Raw genomic sequence first — 16939 nt, forward strand, 5'->3', positions numbered from 1 at the left:
AGGAAGCTAATTTCCTCGCTATTTAGCAAAAAGGCTTTGCAAAACCGGTTGTGCCAATTCCGCCATTTTCAGATTACAAACAGGCTGCCTTCAAGCCCATACCTGTTTGAGCCGTTAAATTCCAAATGCATCCATGCCGGGGAAAATCGCGTTGTCACCGAGCTGCTCCTCGATGCGCAACAGCTGATTGTATTTGGCCACGCGGTCGGTACGACTCATTGAGCCGGTCTTAATCTGGCCGGCGTTGGTGGCTACGGCCAGGTCGGCAATGGTGGTGTCTTCAGTTTCGCCGGAGCGGTGGGAGATCACGGCCGTGTAATCGTTCTTGTGAGCCATCTCGATGGCATCCAGCGTTTCAGTCAGCGTACCGATCTGATTTACCTTGATAAGGATGGAGTTGGCGATCCCCTCTCTGATGCCGCGGGCCAAGCGCTCGGTGTTAGTCACAAACAGGTCGTCACCCACCAGCTGTACCTTGTCGCCGACCGCATCCGTCAGCTGCTTCCAGGCCTCCCAGTCATCCTCGGCCATCGCATCTTCAATGGAGACGATGGGATATTGGTCGACCCAGCTGCTCCAGAATTCGACCATGTCGGCGGTATCGCGCTCACTGCCGTCGCTCCACCGGAATTCGTACACGCCCTTTTCCTCGTTATAGAACTCGGAGGTGGCCGGATCCAGTGCAATGACGACATCCTCTCCGGGCTGGTAGCCCGCTTTTTCGATCGCCTCGAGAATCACTTCCACCGCCTCCTCATTTGATTTGAGGTCAGGCGCGAATCCACCCTCATCACCGACAGCGGTACTGTATCCCTTGCTTCCCAATACTTTTTTCAGGTTGTGAAACACTTCGGCCCCCATTCGCACCGCCTCGGAAAAGGTGGGAGCACCGCCGGGCATAATCATAAATTCCTGCAGATCCACATTATTGTCGGCGTGCGAACCTCCATTAATAATATTCATCATCGGGAGCGGCAGTACTTTTGCATTAATCCCGCCGATGTAGCGCCAGAGTGGCAGATTCAACGCATTGGCCGCGGCCCGCGCAGTAGCGAGCGAGACCCCCAAAACAGCATTGGCCCCAAGCCTGGCCTTGTTACCGGTACCGTCAATTTCCAGCAATGTATTATCGATCTCCACCTGGTTGAATATTTCATAGCCAATCAGCTCATCCCTGATAATCGTATTTACATTTTCGACGGCATTGGTGACCCCTTTGCCCAGGTAGCGATCGGCGTTTTCATCCCGCAGCTCTACCGCTTCGAACTCTCCTGTTGAAGCCCCTGAAGGAACAGCGGCCCGACCGACAACTCCGGAATTCAGCAGCACCTCCACTTCCACTGTCGGATTTCCCCTGGAATCAAGTATTTGCCTGCCAATAATTTCGTCAATAAAACTCATGTTTCTACTGATTTTAGTTACCCGTGGTTTAATAATTACAGGTGGGAATGTACGAGGATTTTACCTGCGGATAAAGTTTAATAGTCTTGGGGCATGAGTCGTGGGTTTTGAGAAATTCTACTCAAGATCACTACCCAAGACCCATGACGCACGACTCACGACCATATCTACCACATGCCGCCGAAGGTGAGGGTAATTTGCGGCGTACCGTAGTATTTTTGGGCATCAAAGAAGGGTTCCCGCTCGAATGTTCCGTCGGGTCTCAGCACATACTGCCCCTGGTTGTTGATTACGGGGCGATAGGGTTCCATCATCTGGATCCCCTCGTCGAAATAATAAAAATAGTAGCCAAATTCGACCGTCGTCAGTTTGGAAAAGTTTTCACCGATATCCACACCCACTTTGAATTCTCCGGCAACGCCCCATTTCGTTTCACCATCTTTCCAGCCGGAGAAAAAATCGTTTACACTCTCCGAACGGCGTATGCCGTTCACCACGAAATTATCGCGAAATCCATTCCCGTTGGAATCATTAAAATAGGGATATACAAACGCCAGGACGGGTCCTCCTGATGCAGCTGCAAAAAACCGGAAGTTATCCGAAATTTTACGGGCAAAAAACCGTTTCTTGATCCCCGCCATAAACGGGAACGCCATCGCCCGGTTGTATTTATTGGGAATAATCTGCTGCCCAAAGAACGGATCTGTGTAGGTCTGCTCGCTGACGTCGCGAATTCCCGTAATGCCGGTCTCAAAAGTAAGCTCTGTAAACGGTCCCAGCACGCGGGAATAATGCCCCCCGATTCCAAATCCGAAGTTGTTGATCATCACCTCGAATCCCAGGGCGTTGTGCTTGCCCTCGCTGAGTGGGGTGCGCGGCTCCGGCAGCTGCATTACGTCCGGCTCCTGTGTCTGTGCAAACGAAAGCGCGGGTCCCGACAGCAACAAGGCCAGCCCCAGGAATAACGCCGTAGTACATAAGTATAAGCGGTTTGTAACAGCCATTGGTTTTGCGTGAATTAAATAAAAATCCATATACACATAATATAAAACTTACGGAACCCGAAAAAATTATATACGATCCCGTTTACAGCTAATATTTTAAGGTCGTCGACACTACCGGTCCCCCCCGTTTTCAACAGTTTACGTGACCGCGACGCCGGGCGGTTCGCCCATCACATGAATGCCGGCCTGTACCTCACGCCTGCGGATCCGGCCGCATCACCCGCACCGATTGCCCGGGAGTTTTCAAGGCCCACTAAGCACTTACGCCCTGAACTCCTCCGGGTCTACCTCGGCGTCTTCCTCGATTACACGGTCGTCAAACAAGAGGATAAACAGGATCAGAACCGCGGCGGCAAAGAGTGCGGGGATCCACCAAAACTGTTGCCATTGGTCAAGCGTCAGCGCGTCTGCACTTCCCAGGAAACTGTTGAACAGCTTGCCCGCCACCTGGGCGCCAATCAACATACCTACGCCATAGGTTATCAGTATAATCAACCCCTGGGCCTGCCCCCGGATATCGGGTGTCGACTTTTTGTCGATATAAATCTGTCCGGTTACGAAGAAAAAATCATAGCAAATGCCGTGCAGGGCGATACCCAGGATGATCATCCATGTTACGGGGGCGGGAGCCCCGAGGGCAAACAGGGCGTAGCGGACCACCCATGCCAGCATACCCACGCCAAGCATCCATTTAACGCCCAGGCGGATAAAGAAAAACGGCATCAGCAGCATAAACAGCACTTCCGACATCTGCCCGATTGTCTGGGTGGCGGCAATATTTTCGAAGCCGGTAGCTCCCAGGTACAACTGGGTAAAGTTATAGTAGGCCGCCAGCGGTATGGAGATGAGCAGGGAACTGGCCAGGAATACGTAAAAAGATCGGCTGCCCAGCTTTTTGAGTGCGTCAATACCGACGATACTGCGGAACGATACCTGCTCTCCCTTTGCCGGGGGAGGGGTATGGGGCAGGGTAAAACTGTAGAGGCCCAGCAGCAGGCTTGCCGCGGAGGTCAGGTAGAGGGGCAGGGCGGTTTCTTCCGGCTTTACATTATCAGCCACAAACGATCCCAAAAGGAAACTGATACCGAGTCCTGCGACAATCCAGCCGATTGTACCAAATACCCGGATGAGCGGAAACTGCTTTTCCTGGTCTTCGATGTTGTGGAAACAGACCGTATTGGCCAGGCTCATGGTGGGCATATAACACAGGTTGTACGCCAGTAACAGCAGGATAAAGAGAAGTGGCGACCCCGCCGCCTGGGGCGTCAACAGCATGAACAGGGCGCCCATGATATGGAGGGTGCCCAGCACTTTTTCCGTGGCGAAATAGCGATCGGCAATATATCCCACAAAAAAGGGAGCCACAATGGCGGCTATCGGATTAACTGTAAACGGCCAGTGGGTTAAGTCCTGCATTCCGTGCTCGCTCATAAACACCGCTACCGTTGTGTACCATGCTCCCCAGATAAAGAACTCGAGAAACATCATGGCACTTAGCTTTAGCTGAAGAAGCCGGTCCATAGTCCTGTTGTTAGTTACTGTTTACACTCTGTACATCCCGAAATCGTTGCAAAACCGGAAAGTAAGTTAGCATTTAGAACCGGAAAGTAAGTTAGCATTTAGAACCGGAAAGCAAAATTTGAAGTTTGGAAATGTGTGATGCGGGTATTGAGTATTTTTCGCGGCAGAAGTGGTTGGCGGCAGACGGCAGAGGTGAGAAGTGAGAGGTGAGACGGCAGACATGGGGTTTTAAATTTCCTTTACCTGATTTAAAAATATGACGGATGATGGATGATGGACAAACGGAAACTGCATTTCAATTTCTCTTAGGTGCTATTAAAAGCATCTGATCCGAACACGCAGGTGCAGCAGGTACAGCTTCAAACCCTGCTTCTTTTAGTTTAGATTGCATTCTTTGGGACATTATTTTATTAATTTCCTCATCTTCAAAATCTAAATGTTCCCTTGTTCCATCATCTCAATTCTTTCTCACTAACACAGGACTGGCTACTTTAAATCTATACTCATCTCCGAATTCAGGTATAGACTGTTCTTTAACAGATTTAACCTTCATTCCATATATAACTTCAGGAGCAGATAAAATTCCATCTTTTAGCTTTTCAGCGTACTCCTTCTCCCAAAAACTAATAAACCACCGTGCGCCCTGAGGAAAATTCAACCCATTGCTCGTCGAGTCCACCTTGCCCCGCAGCCAGGAAAATGAGTACAGCGATATCTTGTCGTGCAGGTCGTTCTGACCGAGCCACTTGTGGAGGACACCGGTAAGCTCGTGCTGGTAGTTGAAAGGTACCGGCTCAGTGTTCGGTGTCAATTTGAGATGCAATCTCATGGCCAACGTCTCCTGCTAATTCAAATGATTGTTACATTTCAGTATATATCCCGTATCCCGGTAACGAAGAGCAGATCACCATCACCCGGTCCGCCGGGCACTGCTACAAACGCTCTGTCTTGAAGATAACAGCGGCACTGCCGCCGTGTTGTCACCCCGATATGTACTCTCTTTAAAATATAGATGTTTTTAAAAAAGTAAATTTTTGTGAAGTTCCTGACGTTGTAGATCTGTAGCGCCGCAAAATTTCAACTCTAATAATCGTGAACATCATGAAAAAACCGATACTGCTCACACTACTTTCGGCCTGCCTTCTGGGGATGGGACTGACTGCCGTTACCAAGGCGCAGGCACAGTCAAAAGGAAATACTGAAACAGTTATACTAGCCGGGTACAAACTGAACCCCTCGGTACCGACCAGCGCAAGCGGTACCATAACCCTGCGACTAAAGGCGGATACCCTGACGGTGGAGGGCACCTTTTCGGATCTGATGGCGCCTTACGTCAGTGCCGCCATCTATTATGCCAAAAAAGACTTGGCGGTAAACCAGATATTCAGGCTGAAGTCCCAGATTAACGAAGAGCGGACCGGCGGTTCGTTCAGGGCTGAAGATAACCAGTTCAAGCTTTCCGAGGCGCATATGGAGCTTTTGAGAAATGGAGAACTTTCGATCAGGATTTCGAGCAACCAGCACAAACAGGGAGAGATCGGGGCCTGGCTGCCCACGGATTTATAGTACCGCTACCGGCTATTAGTTCAATAACCAGGAGATCCTCAAAAAGTCCTGACAGCTATTTTTTGATTGTGCTCCCCAGGGGCAGCTTTTCTATGACATCCAGGGCGGGAGTGGGATCGCCCATCACATAGAAATGGATCCCCGGAACACCTTTCTCCAGCAACTCAATACACTGCTGCGTGCCCCACTCAATGCCGATTTCCTGGGCCCGCTGCGGGTTGGCTGTCACCTCCTCTGAAAGTGATTCCGGAATATTCAGGTGAAAAAATTTGGGAAGAAAGTTCAGGTGCCGTTCTCTGGTGAGCACTTTGAGGCCGGGCACGATCGGTACGTCGATGCCGACCGCCCTGCATTTGTCCACAAAGCGGAAGTAGGCGTCATTATCAAAAAACATCTGCGTGACGATGTAGTCTCCCCCCGCATCCACCTTCTCCTTGAGGCGCGCAATATCCCAGTCCAGATTCGGGGCTTCAAAATGCTTTTCGGGGTACCCGGCCACGCCTACACAGAAATTTGTTTTGTGGGCATTCACGATATCCTCCAGGTAGTTCCCCCGGTTCATATCCTGGACCTGCCGGACCAGGTCGATGGCGTATTCGTTGTAGGTCCCGTTTTTGTACCGCGGCACGTTGTCGTCCGGGGCATCGCCCCGGATGGTCAGCACGTTGTCGATCCCCAGGTAGTTCAGTTCAATCAACGCGTCTTCGGTCTCTTCCTTGGTAAATCCTTCACAGATCAGGTGGGGGACCGGATCCACCCCGTACTTGTGCATGATGGCCGCACACAGCCCGATGGTGCCCGGGCGCTTTCGCTTGATGTGTCGCTTGATGGTGCCGTCCGGCAGCTCCTCGAAATACGATTCGGCCGCATGGTAGGTCACATCAATAAACGGCGGGTTATACTTCATGATCTTGTCCAGCACGTCAAACACTTCAGAAACCGATCCCCCGCGCTTGGGAGGAATGATTTCAAACGAAATGAGTGGCTCAGTGGCCTGTGCGTAATGTTCTGTTACTTTCATGCTTTATTCAACTCCTGGTGTAATATTCAAGCCTAGAAAAGGTAAGAACTTAATTCCAAATAAATAAATTAAATACCCGGCCTGGCCGCCGTCAGCAGACTGCGGCTCATTACCTGTTGTCGGCAGGCGACGGCAGCGTAAAATAGAACGTGGTGCCCCTGCCCTCCTCGCTCTCAAACCAGATGGTGCCGCCCTGCCTTTCGACAAACTCCCTGCAGAGCTTTAGTCCCATGCCGCTGCCGCGCTCCCGCCGGGTGCCTTTCCGGCTCTGGATCTCTTCGCCAAAGATATCGGGCTGCATGTTTTCGGGTATCCCGATGCCGGTATCCCGCACCTCAAAAAGGATCTCCCCGTCGCGGGCACGGGCGTCTATCGTCACTTTGTCACCTTCTTCCGAGAATTTGAGGCCGTTGGAGACCAGGTTGCGCAGCACCAGCTTCAGCATGTTGTAGTCGCCCCGCGCGACGAGCTCTCCCGGGATGTTATTTTGCAGCTCCACCTGCTTGTGCTCAGCATTAAACTTGTGAGCCTCCACAATATCATCGGCGAGCTCCCTCGCGTTGATCGATTCCAGCTCAAGGGAGAGCCCGGACATCTGCTGTTTTGCCCACACCAGCAGATTTTCCATGATATTTACATTTTGCTGCAGGGAGAGCTCCAGTTCCGCCACCAGCGACTCTATCTCCCGCTTTGAAAGCGTCTGGCTGCGGATCAGCTCCAGCATGCCGATCAGCGCACTCAGCGGGTTCCGCAGGTCGTGGGCCACCATGCCAAAGAGCTTGTTCTGCACCTTGTTGGTCTCTTCCAGCGCTCTCTTTTGAGATTCGAGCTCGCTATTTATCCTGTTCTTTTCCCTGTTCGCCCGGTACAACAGGAACGCGAAAATCCCGATTACTGCGATAACAAAAACCCCGATGCCCAGCAACCAGTATTGGAATCTCAATTGCGCCTGCTGCTCATATTTTTCGGCCTCCAGCACCCGGTTCCTCTGGTCTTTGCGCTGCACCTCCAGCCGCGTTTGGTATTCCGTCAGCATCTGCTCGCGCCGCTGGGTATGCAGGCTGTCGGTCAGCGACTTCAGGGTCTCCAGGTGTCCCAGCGCCTGCTGAAACTGCTGTCGCTTTTTTTGGACCTGGTACAGTTTTTCATGGGCTTCCCGCAAAAACGAGAGGTTGTCCAGGCGCTCGGCTACCTCCAGCGCCTGGGTGTGCCAGTCTACGGCCCCGGCCAAATCGCCCCGGCCCTCCGCCACATTTCCCAGTCCCGATATGTTGTAAAACATCCCCTGCGGCAACTTCATGGTGCGGCTGTTCTCCAGTGAAAGTTGAAAGTATTCTTCTGCCCGGTCGTACTGCTCCATCCGGTGGTAGAGCTCTCCCAGGTTATACCGAATCCGTACCGGCGGGGTGTTGGGCCGCACTTCGGCCGACAATTCCAGCGCTTCGTTGTAAAGCGACTCGGCCACCGCGAACTCCGACTGTCCGCTGCGCGTGATTCCGAGGTTTAGCAGCGCCCGCAGCTCTCCCAGTTTAGAATCCAGCGCGCGGCTTATCCGCAGTGCCCGCTGCAGGTAGTAGCTTGCCTCCCCAAACTGCTCTTCATTGTTATAGGCCAGCCCGACGTTATTCAGCGCGGTGGCCAGGTAGACCGAATCCTGTGCGGCTTCCGCGTAGGAGATCCCCTTGTCAAAATGCCTGAACGCCTCGGCCGTGTATCCCAGGTTCATGTAGGCCCCTGCCATATTCATCGCAAAACCGGCCGCCCTGCGCGCCTGTTCGGTCGTGTCGATATCGGCCAGGGCTTGCTTGTACAGTTCGATAGCCCGGTGATTCTCCCCCTGGTAGCGGTAGGCGGTGGCCAGCAGATTTTGGTTTTCCAGCCTCAGCGGGGTGCCCGTGTCCAGGGCCATCGCCCGTTCCAGCACGCGTTCGGCAGAATCTACCTGCTGTTGCTCAAGCAACCGCTCGCCCCGTCCCAGGAGGGCCTGTTGCTGCCCGTATAAAAAACCGAGCGAATCGGCCAGATGCTGCGCCTGTAAAAAATAGACTTCCGCACTGTCCATCTGGCCGCGGTCAAGGGCGTCCCGGCCTATTTTATTAAGGATATTCACCTTGTGGCTGTCGGCCGGCAAATTCTCCAGGTTCGCCTTTATCCTTTCGATCGACCCTCCTTGTTGTCCCCACACCGCACTACTGGCACCAAAGCAGAAGGCCACAGCCAGGATCAGCCATTTAACGACATGCCGCAATTCCCACAACCAGTTCCCAAAAACATGCATAGCCAACGTATTGTTATTCATTCAGAGAGCACCATTAAAGATCTTTTCCAACACCACACCGCATCCCGGACAGCGGGGGATTTACATTGTTTGCCCGGATGGTCAAAACAGATTGTCGCACCCGCCAGGCATGATGCAACCGACAGTTTTGCAAAAGGCCTCGTTTATACGACAGAACATATTATGACAAGAATTATAACCAGGTAAAGTTTATGTAATCCCGCAATTATTTGTAAATTTGGAATCCAAAAATTCGGAGCAGTCTATTTTAACATCTGCCGGGCAAACTAACAATGTTCAGCGCAGATCAATTGTAAAAGGTAATCACCGAATAGAGCTGCAGAAGAATTTTTGTGCAACCTAAAGTACCTTTATAATTGATTACCGACAATGAAATTAGAGCAACTCAAAGATCTGTTATCAGATCGTATCCTGGTGCTGGATGGCGCCATGGGCACCATGATACAGGGATATGATCTGGCAGAAGATGATTTTCGCGGAACCCGTTTTGCTGATTTTGACCACGAACTGCAGGGCAACAACGACCTGCTCAGCCTCACCCGGCCCGATATAATCAAGGAGATCCATTCCCAGTTTCTTGAAGCGGGCTCTGACATTATCGAAACCAACACGTTCAGCGCCAACCGTATTTCACAGGCCGACTACCACCTGGAAGACCTGGCCTACGAGCTGAATGTCGCATCCGCACAAATCGCCCGCGAAGCCGCAGACGAGTACACCCGGCAGAATCCCGATAAACCGCGCTTCGTAGCCGGTGCTATCGGTCCCACCAACAAGACACTCTCCCTTTCGCCGGACGTGGAAGACCCCGGCTGCCGCGACATTTCGTTTGACCGGCTGGTGGAGACCTACGCCGAGCAGATCCGCGGGCTGTCCGAGGGTGGCGTCGACATCCTGCTGGTGGAAACGATCTTCGATACCCTGAACGCCAAAGCCGCCATCTACGCCATCCACAAACACGAAGAAGAGACCGGCCAGGCGTTCCCGGTCATGATCTCCGGAACCATCGTGGACCAGAGTGGGCGCACGCTCTCAGGGCAGACCACCGAGGCGTTCTGGATCTCGATTTCCCACACCCGCAACCTGCTGAGCGTGGGCCTGAACTGCTCACTCGGCTCCAGGCAGATGCGGCCCTACATCGAGGAGCTTTCCAACATTTCGGACTGCTTTACCAGCCTCTATCCCAATGCGGGGCTGCCCGACGAGATGGGCGAATACAACGAGTCGCCGGAATTTATGGCCGACCAGTTCAGGGAATACGCCGAATCCGGGTTTGTCAATATCGTGGGCGGCTGCTGCGGCACCACGCCCGATCACATCCGTGCTATTGCGGAGGCCTCCACCCGGTATGAGCCGCGCACTATTCCAGAGCAGGAGCCCTACCTGCGGCTCAGCGGACTGGAACCGCTGGTGGTGCGCCCCGACACCAACTTTGTGAATGTGGGCGAACGCACCAACGTGATGGGGTCGCGCAAGTTCAAGCGGCTGATCACCAACGGTGACTTTGAGGAGGCGCTCTCGGTGGCCCGCCAGCAGGTGGAAAACGGCGCCCAGATTGTCGACGTCAATATGGACGAGGGAATGCTCGATTCCGAAGAGGCAATGACCGACTTCCTGCAGCTTATCGCCGCCGAACCTGATATCTCAAAAGTGCCGATCATGATCGACTCCTCAAAATGGTCGGTCCTGAAGGCGGGACTCAAAACGGTACAGGGCAAAAGCGTAGTTAACTCCATCAGCCTGAAAGAGGGTGAAGAGGAGTTCAAGAAGCAGGCGCGCGAGATCCTTGATTTTGGAGCAGCCGTTATCGTCATGGCGTTCGACGAGAAGGGACAAGCCGACAACTTTGAACGACGTATCGAAATTTGCGAGCGCGCCTACAACATCCTTACCAGGGAGGTCGGGTTTGCCCCGCAGGATATCATCATGGATCCCAACATCCTGACGGTGGCCACCGGCATCGAAGAGCATAACAACTACGGCGTGGACTTTATCAGGGCCACCCGGTGGATCAAGGAAAACCTGCCGAGAGCCAAGGTAAGCGGGGGGGTCAGCAACATCTCCTTCTCGTTCCGTGGAAACAACCCTGTACGCGAGGCGATGCATTCCGCTTTCCTCTATCACGCCATCGACGCCGGCATGGATATGGGAATCGTCAACGCCGGCCAGCTGGAGGTCTACGAGCAGATCCCGGAAAAACTGCGGGCTCTGGTGGAAGATGTGCTGCTGAATCGCCGCGACGACGCCACCGAACGACTGCTGGAGTATGCCGAAAAAATTAAAAATGAAGAATCCGGGCAAAAGGCCGTAAAAAAAGAGGAATGGCGCGAAAACAGTGTGGAAAAACGTATTGAACACGCCCTGGTAAAGGGAATTGTGGACTATATTGTTGAAGATGTGGAAGAAGCCCGCCAAAAACTTGACCATGCCATCGACGTCATTGAAGGTCCCATGATGGCGGGCATGGACGTGGTGGGCGACCTGTTTGGATCCGGCAAGATGTTCCTGCCCCAGGTCGTAAAAAGCGCACGCGTCATGAAAAAGGGTGTGGCTCACCTGATCCCCTACATCGAAGAGGAGAAAGCCCAGAACGACAACAGTGAGCCCAAGGCCCGGGTACTGCTCGCCACCGTCAAGGGCGATGTCCATGACATCGGCAAGAATATTGTCGGCGTAGTGCTTCGCTGCAACAATTTTGACGTGATCGACCTCGGCGTGATGGTGCCGGCGGAAAAGATCCTGGAAGAGGCGCACAGCAACAAGGTGGATGTGATCGGCCTCAGCGGACTCATCACCCCTTCGCTGGATGAGATGGTACATGTGGCCAAGGAACTGAAGCGTGAAGGGTTCAACCAGCCACTGCTCATCGGCGGCGCCACCACCTCGAGACTGCATACAGCCGTCAAAATTGAGCCGATGTATGATCAGCCGGTCGTACACGTACTCGATGCCTCCCGAAGCGTCTCCGTAACCGGCAACCTGGTCTCCAAAACGCTGCGCAACGACTTTGTAGCGGAGATCAAGGAGGAGTACCGGCAGCTGCGCGACCAGCATGAAGGGCGCACCAGCCGCAGAAATTACCTGTCCCTGGAGGAGGCCCGCAACAATAAAACAGACATTGACTGGCCAAATACCCCCGTTGTAAAGCCCAAGAAGCTGGGAATCCACCTTTTTGAGGATTACCCTCTTTCAGAGCTGCGCAACTATATCGACTGGGGACCCTTTTTCATCACCTGGCAGATGCCCGGCCGCTTTCCCCAGGTGCTGGAGGATGACAAGTACGGTGAAGAGGCCCAAAAGCTGTATGAGGAAGCCAACAAGCTGCTGGATCGCATCGTCAAGGAGCAGCTGCTGCAGGCGAACGGGGTAATCGGGCTGTTTCCCGCTAACAGTGTGGACGACGACATCGAAATCTATACGGATGAAACGCGCTCGGAAGTCCGTACGGTACTCCACACCCTGCGGCAGCAGGCGGAAAAACGCCGGGGGCAGCCCAACAAGGCGCTGTCTGATTTTGTAGCGCCCAAAGAGACCGGCATCGACGATTATGTCGGGGGATTTGCCGTTACGGCCGGACTGGGTTCCGGGAAGCTGGTCCGGCGGTTCGAGGAGCAGCATGACGATTACCACGCCATCCTGACCAAGGCACTGGCTGACCGCCTGGCCGAGGCGTTTGCCGAGCTGTTGCACGAAAAGGTGCGAAAAGAGTACTGGGGATACGCCCCCGACGAAAACTTTAACAACGAGGAGCTTATCCGGGAAAAATATACCGGTATTCGTCCGGCAGCGGGCTATCCCGCCCAACCCGATCATACGGAAAAGGATATCCTGTTCGACCTGCTGGATGTCCAGGAAAAAACGGGCATTAAGCTGACCGAAACGTACGCCATGATCCCCCCGGCTTCGGTAAGTGGACTCTATTTTGCACACCCGGATTCCACCTATTTTAACGTCGGCAACCTCAAAAAAGACCAGGTAGAGGATTATGCGCGTCGCAAAGGCATGAGTGTAAAGGAGATAGAACGATGGCTGCAGTCGAACCTGGAGTATGATCCGGAGTAGTTGTTTGAATGAGTGATTGAATTAATGATTGAGTGAGTGCTTTTAGGGGGTGAGACGTGAAACGGCAGACGTGGTAGACTTCAAATGCTCAATGTATTAAAAATTTAAGGCGGTCAGTCGTCGGTCGTCGGTTCAATTCCTCTTAGGTGCTATTATAAGCCGTACCTGTATTGGCGTTTATTGTCTGCAATCAGGGATTTTTGGATCTAAATATCAATCAATTCTCATCGGGCGGCATAATTGCATGTTTCCAGGGAGGGGCACGACGATCCTTAAACCTGTCCTTTATCGACAAGAAGCGGCTATCAAGGCGGACCTCTCTACATTCGGCTGCTTTCCTTGTGTGCATTGCTCCGCGGGCGACGCGTCCACCGGCCGTCCGTAAAAAATGGACCGCCTGTATAATAAATTCCGGGTCTGTATAGTTATGTTCGTTGGATTGGGAAATAAGATCATCAGCTTTCTCGCCGGCTCTTGAATTTTTGGGGTCATTTAAACAATTTTTGGGCGATCAACTGGTGGGACCCAATCAATACAGTCAGAAGACGTTGAAAGACCTGTCTACCTGCTTTCAATGTGTTCCTAAACCAAGGGAAAAATGGGGATAGGTTTTTCGACCTCTCTCGACGGCGGGAAGGGATATCCGCGGTACACTTCAACAACCGCAGACCTTCCGGCATCAGCGGATCATCTTACAGGTTCAACAAAACCGGCCTGCGTAAACAGGGTCATGGATCGGCACTTTCCGGTTACGGCAGGCACAGGCTTGCCGGGCTGCTGTACCTGACCCAACACAGGTGTTATTCCTGTATTGATCGGCTATCCTTTACACAGTTCACAATGTATTCTGTAATCTAAAACATAACATGTACTAGGTATGGAAAAGATATATTACGCAGTCAGTTTCTGTCTCCTGCTTTTTTTTATCGGATCTATTCCACCGGCCGGTAACGCGGCCCCGCCGGACCAGGGCATCATGCTGTATACCGCCTATACCAGCCGGTCTGTGACACCTGGACAAACACTCAATTACGATATCGAAATTATTAACAACACCGGGCGAATACAGAATGTGGACCTGAACCTGCTCCGTGTCCCCGAAAGCTGGGAGCCCTCCTTTACTTCGGGTGCCAACACCATCCAGCAGATCGCCATAAAGCCGCGAGTGGGAGACTCGGGTGGTGGCTCCAGGACTCTTACCCTGCAGCTGCAGGTGCCCCTGAAAATCGAGAAAGGCACTTACCGCTTTTCCGTCCTCGCTTCCACAGAAACAGGCCTGGAGTATGAGCTGCCCCTGAGAGTTCAAGTCACCGAACAGGGAATTTTTGAAACGGAACTGCTGGTGGACCAGGCCAACATGGAGGGCTATGCCGATTCCGATTTCAACTACACGGTGACGATCAACAACCAGACCGCCCGGGAACAAAACTACGCCCTTACCGCCGATGCTCCCGCCGGTTGGGATGTGCGGTTCAGATCGGGTGGAAACTATGTAACCTCGGTGAATATTGCCTCCAATGAGAGCAAGGATATAACCGTCAAGGCCACGCCGAGCCAGAAAGCCGAGGCAGATACCGTGACGATCAACATACAGGCGCGGTCGGGCTCCACAGCCGATGAAGCGACCCTGGAGGCGGTGATCAAAGGCAAATACGGGCTGAACCTAACCACCCCTTCCGGTCGGCTCAGCACCAACATTACGGCCGGCAGCGAAAAGACGATCCCCCTTTCCATCCAAAATACCGGCACGGTGCCGCTGCACGATATCAGCATGTCGGCCGATACCCCGGTAAACTGGAATGCCACTTTTGACGAAAAAGAGATTGCACGGCTGGACCCGGGAGAAACCGCCACCGTCAACGCCACGGTCACGGCCAGTGACAACGCCATTGCCGGCGACTACCAGATGCAGATTACCGCCGACACCCCGGAAGCCTCCTCGGATGTAACATTCCGGGTTACCGTCAGCAAATCGATCACCTGGGGCTCGATCGGCATCGCCATCATACTGATCGTGCTGGGCGGGATATCCTACCTCTTCAAGAGATACGGGAGGCGATAACCATGGAACATCCGATTATTACGCTTCGGGATCTCGTCAAGGATTACGGGGAGACCCGGGCGGTGGATCACCTGGACCTGCAGATCCGGGAGGGAGAAATATTCGGACTCCTGGGTCCCAACGGGGCGGGCAAAACCACCATCATCCTGTCGATGCTCGGCCTGACGGAACCGACCGGGGGATCGGTCTCCATCAGGGGCTTTGACGCCACCTCCGAACCGCTGAAGGTGAAGCGCATTACCGGTTACCTGCCGGACGAGGTCGGGTTTTCGGACAACAGCACGGGGGTGGAAAGCCTGGTTTATACCGCCATGCTCAACGGCATTCCCCGCCCGAAAGCGGAGTCGGAGGCGCGTCAGCTCCTGCAGATGGTGGGACTGGAGGAGGCGGGCGACCAAAAGACGAAAACCTACTCCAAGGGGATGATCCAGCGGCTGGGACTGGCCGATGTGCTGATCAAGGATCCGGAGATCATGATCCTGGATGAGCCCACCATCGGCATCGACCCGAAAGGCATCAACGAGTTCCTGCAGATGATCCGTCGTCTCAGCAAGGAAAAGGGTATTACGGTGCTGTTGAGCTCTCACCTGCTGCACCAGGTCCAGAAAATATGCGACCGGGTGGGCATCCTGGTGGAGGGACGGCTGCTGGCCCTCGGCGACATCCACGAGCTGGCCGACGAACTGTTCGGGGATGCGGAGTCCACCATTCGCGCTGAAGTCTCTCCCCTCTCCGACCCGCTGATCCGAAGCCTGCAGGAGCTGGAGAAGGTCAGCCACGTGCAGGCCAACGGCAGGGAGCTCATCATACAGGCACCGAAAGAGACGGCCCCGCTGATCTCAAACCATATCGTGGAGCAGGGCGCCCGGCTGTTCCGGCTTTCCTACAAGGAGTATGGACTTGACGAAATTTATCAACACTATTTTGAAGGAGGTACCATCGATGTCTGATACTGTTCAACCGTTTTCCGTAATGGTTAACAAGGAGATCAAGGAGCATGTCCGCAGCTGGCGGTTTATCATCCTCGTGGCACTCATACTGCTGACCACCACCGGTTCGATCTACACGGTTCTCTCCGTAATCCAGCAGAATCCGGCGCAGATCAGTGCCGATACCAACTTTCTGTATCTTAAATTGTTTACGGAATCCACCGGCAACTTGCCGCCCTTTATTACCCTGATCGGCTTTCTCGGCCCCCTGGTCGGGATCGCCCTCGGGTTCGACGCGGTAAACTCGGAACGAGACAGCGGAACGTTGAGCCGAATCATCTCCCAGCCAATCCCGCGGGACTATTTCATCAACAGCAAGTTTGCCGGGGCGCTGGCGCTCATTGTCGTGCTTATCCTGTCACTCGGCCTGCTGGTGCTGGGACTGGGCATCCTCGTCATCGGGCTGCCGCCCGCGTTTGGTGAATTTCTGCGCATCATGGCGTTTCTGCTGTTCACGTGTATCTATATCGCCTTCTGGCTGAACCTGGGGATTACCGCTTCCATCATTTTCAGGCAGTCGTCGACCTCGGCGCTGTCGGTACTGGCGGTCTGGCTGTTTTTCACCGTCTTCTATTCCATGCTGGTTCGTTTTGTGGCAAATCTCTTTTTTTACAACCAGTCGGCCGTGCAGCAACTTACGGTGATGCTCTCCCGGTTTTCCCCTAACTTCCTGTTTAATGAATTAACCACCATCCTGCTAACTCCTTCGATCCGGAGTCTCGGGGCACTGAGTTTTGAACAGGTATCCGGGGCGATCCCCTCAACGCTGCCGCTGGGACAGAGCATGCTGCTGGTCTGGCCCAACATTACGGCCCTTGTCGCCGGTACGTTGATCTGTTTCGGCCTCTCCTACCTGCTGTTTATGAGGCAGGAAATACGAGCTTGACTTGGTCTTGGTCGTGAGTCTTGGGTCGTGAGTCTTGGGTCGTGAGTCTTGGGTCGTGAGTCTTGAGTTTTGGGTGGTGTATTTGTGGGGTGCTGGCCGAACCTGTTTTTCGTACCTGGAATAAAAAG

At 53.5% G+C, this 16939-nt stretch carries 11 protein-coding genes; 5 read left to right on the plus strand and 6 right to left on the minus strand.

From position 1 onward, the window contains the following. Positions 1 to 114: 114 nt before the first annotated feature. From eno to ACG2E4_RS02660, 4 genes are all read right to left on the minus strand, one after another. Positions 115 to 1401: a phosphopyruvate hydratase gene (gene eno / locus ACG2E4_RS02645; RefSeq protein ID WP_395275625.1), complete on the minus strand. Its 1287-nt coding sequence runs from the start codon at positions 1399 to 1401 to the stop codon at positions 115 to 117. 167 nt (positions 1402 to 1568) lie between these two features. Further along, positions 1569 to 2405, minus strand: coding sequence for a hypothetical protein (locus tag ACG2E4_RS02650; RefSeq protein WP_395275626.1), 837 nt, complete (start codon positions 2403 to 2405; stop codon positions 1569 to 1571). A 261-nt stretch (positions 2406 to 2666) separates the two neighbouring features. Continuing rightward, the gene (locus tag ACG2E4_RS02655) at positions 2667 to 3926 is read right to left on the minus strand and encodes an MFS transporter (protein ID WP_395257118.1); all 1260 of its coding nucleotides are present in this window, start codon (positions 3924 to 3926) and stop codon (positions 2667 to 2669) included. A 457-nt stretch (positions 3927 to 4383) separates the two neighbouring features. Beyond that, on the minus strand, positions 4384 to 4755 hold the full coding sequence (locus tag ACG2E4_RS02660; RefSeq protein ID WP_395257120.1) for a hypothetical protein: 372 nt from the start codon (positions 4753 to 4755) through the stop codon (positions 4384 to 4386). 272 nt (positions 4756 to 5027) lie between these two features. Between ACG2E4_RS02660 and ACG2E4_RS02665 the strand changes: the two genes are divergently transcribed. Continuing rightward, entirely contained in the window at positions 5028 to 5492 is a 465-nt protein-coding gene (locus ACG2E4_RS02665; protein WP_395257122.1) for a CHRD domain-containing protein, read from the plus strand. A gap of 55 nt (positions 5493 to 5547) precedes the next feature. Here the strand turns inward: ACG2E4_RS02665 and ACG2E4_RS02670 are convergent, their stop codons facing one another. Further along, positions 5548 to 6513 (minus strand): methylenetetrahydrofolate reductase, encoded by a 966-nt coding sequence (locus ACG2E4_RS02670; RefSeq protein ID WP_395275627.1) that lies wholly within the window; start codon positions 6511 to 6513, stop codon positions 5548 to 5550. 109 nt (positions 6514 to 6622) lie between these two features. Continuing rightward, a complete protein-coding gene (locus ACG2E4_RS02675; protein ID WP_395275628.1) occupies positions 6623 to 8812 on the minus strand; it encodes an ATP-binding protein in 2190 nt (729 codons plus the stop codon). A 369-nt stretch (positions 8813 to 9181) separates the two neighbouring features. On the opposite strand from ACG2E4_RS02675, the gene metH reads away from it, so the two are divergent. From metH to ACG2E4_RS02695, 4 genes are all read left to right on the plus strand, one after another. After that, positions 9182 to 12874 (plus strand): methionine synthase, encoded by a 3693-nt coding sequence (gene metH, locus ACG2E4_RS02680; protein WP_395275629.1) that lies wholly within the window; start codon positions 9182 to 9184, stop codon positions 12872 to 12874. Between the two features lie 877 nt (positions 12875 to 13751). Then, on the plus strand, positions 13752 to 14936 hold the full coding sequence (locus ACG2E4_RS02685; protein ID WP_395275630.1) for an NEW3 domain-containing protein: 1185 nt from the start codon (positions 13752 to 13754) through the stop codon (positions 14934 to 14936). A gap of 2 nt (positions 14937 to 14938) precedes the next feature. Then, on the plus strand, positions 14939 to 15886 hold the full coding sequence (locus ACG2E4_RS02690; RefSeq protein WP_395257132.1) for an ABC transporter ATP-binding protein: 948 nt from the start codon (positions 14939 to 14941) through the stop codon (positions 15884 to 15886). Next, complete coding sequence (locus ACG2E4_RS02695; protein WP_395257134.1) at positions 15879 to 16811, plus strand: ABC transporter permease subunit; 933 nt, start codon at positions 15879 to 15881, stop codon at positions 16809 to 16811. The genes ACG2E4_RS02690 and ACG2E4_RS02695 overlap by 8 nt, the downstream gene beginning before the upstream one ends. Positions 16812 to 16939 lie beyond the last annotated feature (128 nt).

It is taken from the genome of Halalkalibaculum sp. DA384 (assembly GCF_043951955.1).
Lineage (GTDB): Bacteria > Bacteroidota > Rhodothermia > Balneolales > Balneolaceae > JAMQKA01.

Coding starts and splice junctions, on each gene's coding strand:
- eno (WP_395275625.1), bottom strand. CDS start 1,401: ATGAGTTTTATTGACGAAATTATTGGCAGGCAAATACTTGATTCCAGG.
- ACG2E4_RS02650 (WP_395275626.1), bottom strand. CDS start 2,405: ATGGCTGTTACAAACCGCTTATACTTATGTACTACGGCGTTATTCCTG.
- ACG2E4_RS02655 (WP_395257118.1), bottom strand. CDS start 3,926: ATGGACCGGCTTCTTCAGCTAAAGCTAAGTGCCATGATGTTTCTCGAG.
- ACG2E4_RS02660 (WP_395257120.1), bottom strand. CDS start 4,755: ATGAGATTGCATCTCAAATTGACACCGAACACTGAGCCGGTACCTTTC.
- ACG2E4_RS02665 (WP_395257122.1), top strand. CDS start 5,028: ATGAAAAAACCGATACTGCTCACACTACTTTCGGCCTGCCTTCTGGGG.
- ACG2E4_RS02670 (WP_395275627.1), bottom strand. CDS start 6,513: ATGAAAGTAACAGAACATTACGCACAGGCCACTGAGCCACTCATTTCG.
- ACG2E4_RS02675 (WP_395275628.1), bottom strand. CDS start 8,812: ATGAATAACAATACGTTGGCTATGCATGTTTTTGGGAACTGGTTGTGG.
- metH (WP_395275629.1), top strand. CDS start 9,182: ATGAAATTAGAGCAACTCAAAGATCTGTTATCAGATCGTATCCTGGTG.
- ACG2E4_RS02685 (WP_395275630.1), top strand. CDS start 13,752: ATGGAAAAGATATATTACGCAGTCAGTTTCTGTCTCCTGCTTTTTTTT.
- ACG2E4_RS02690 (WP_395257132.1), top strand. CDS start 14,939: ATGGAACATCCGATTATTACGCTTCGGGATCTCGTCAAGGATTACGGG.
- ACG2E4_RS02695 (WP_395257134.1), top strand. CDS start 15,879: ATGTCTGATACTGTTCAACCGTTTTCCGTAATGGTTAACAAGGAGATC.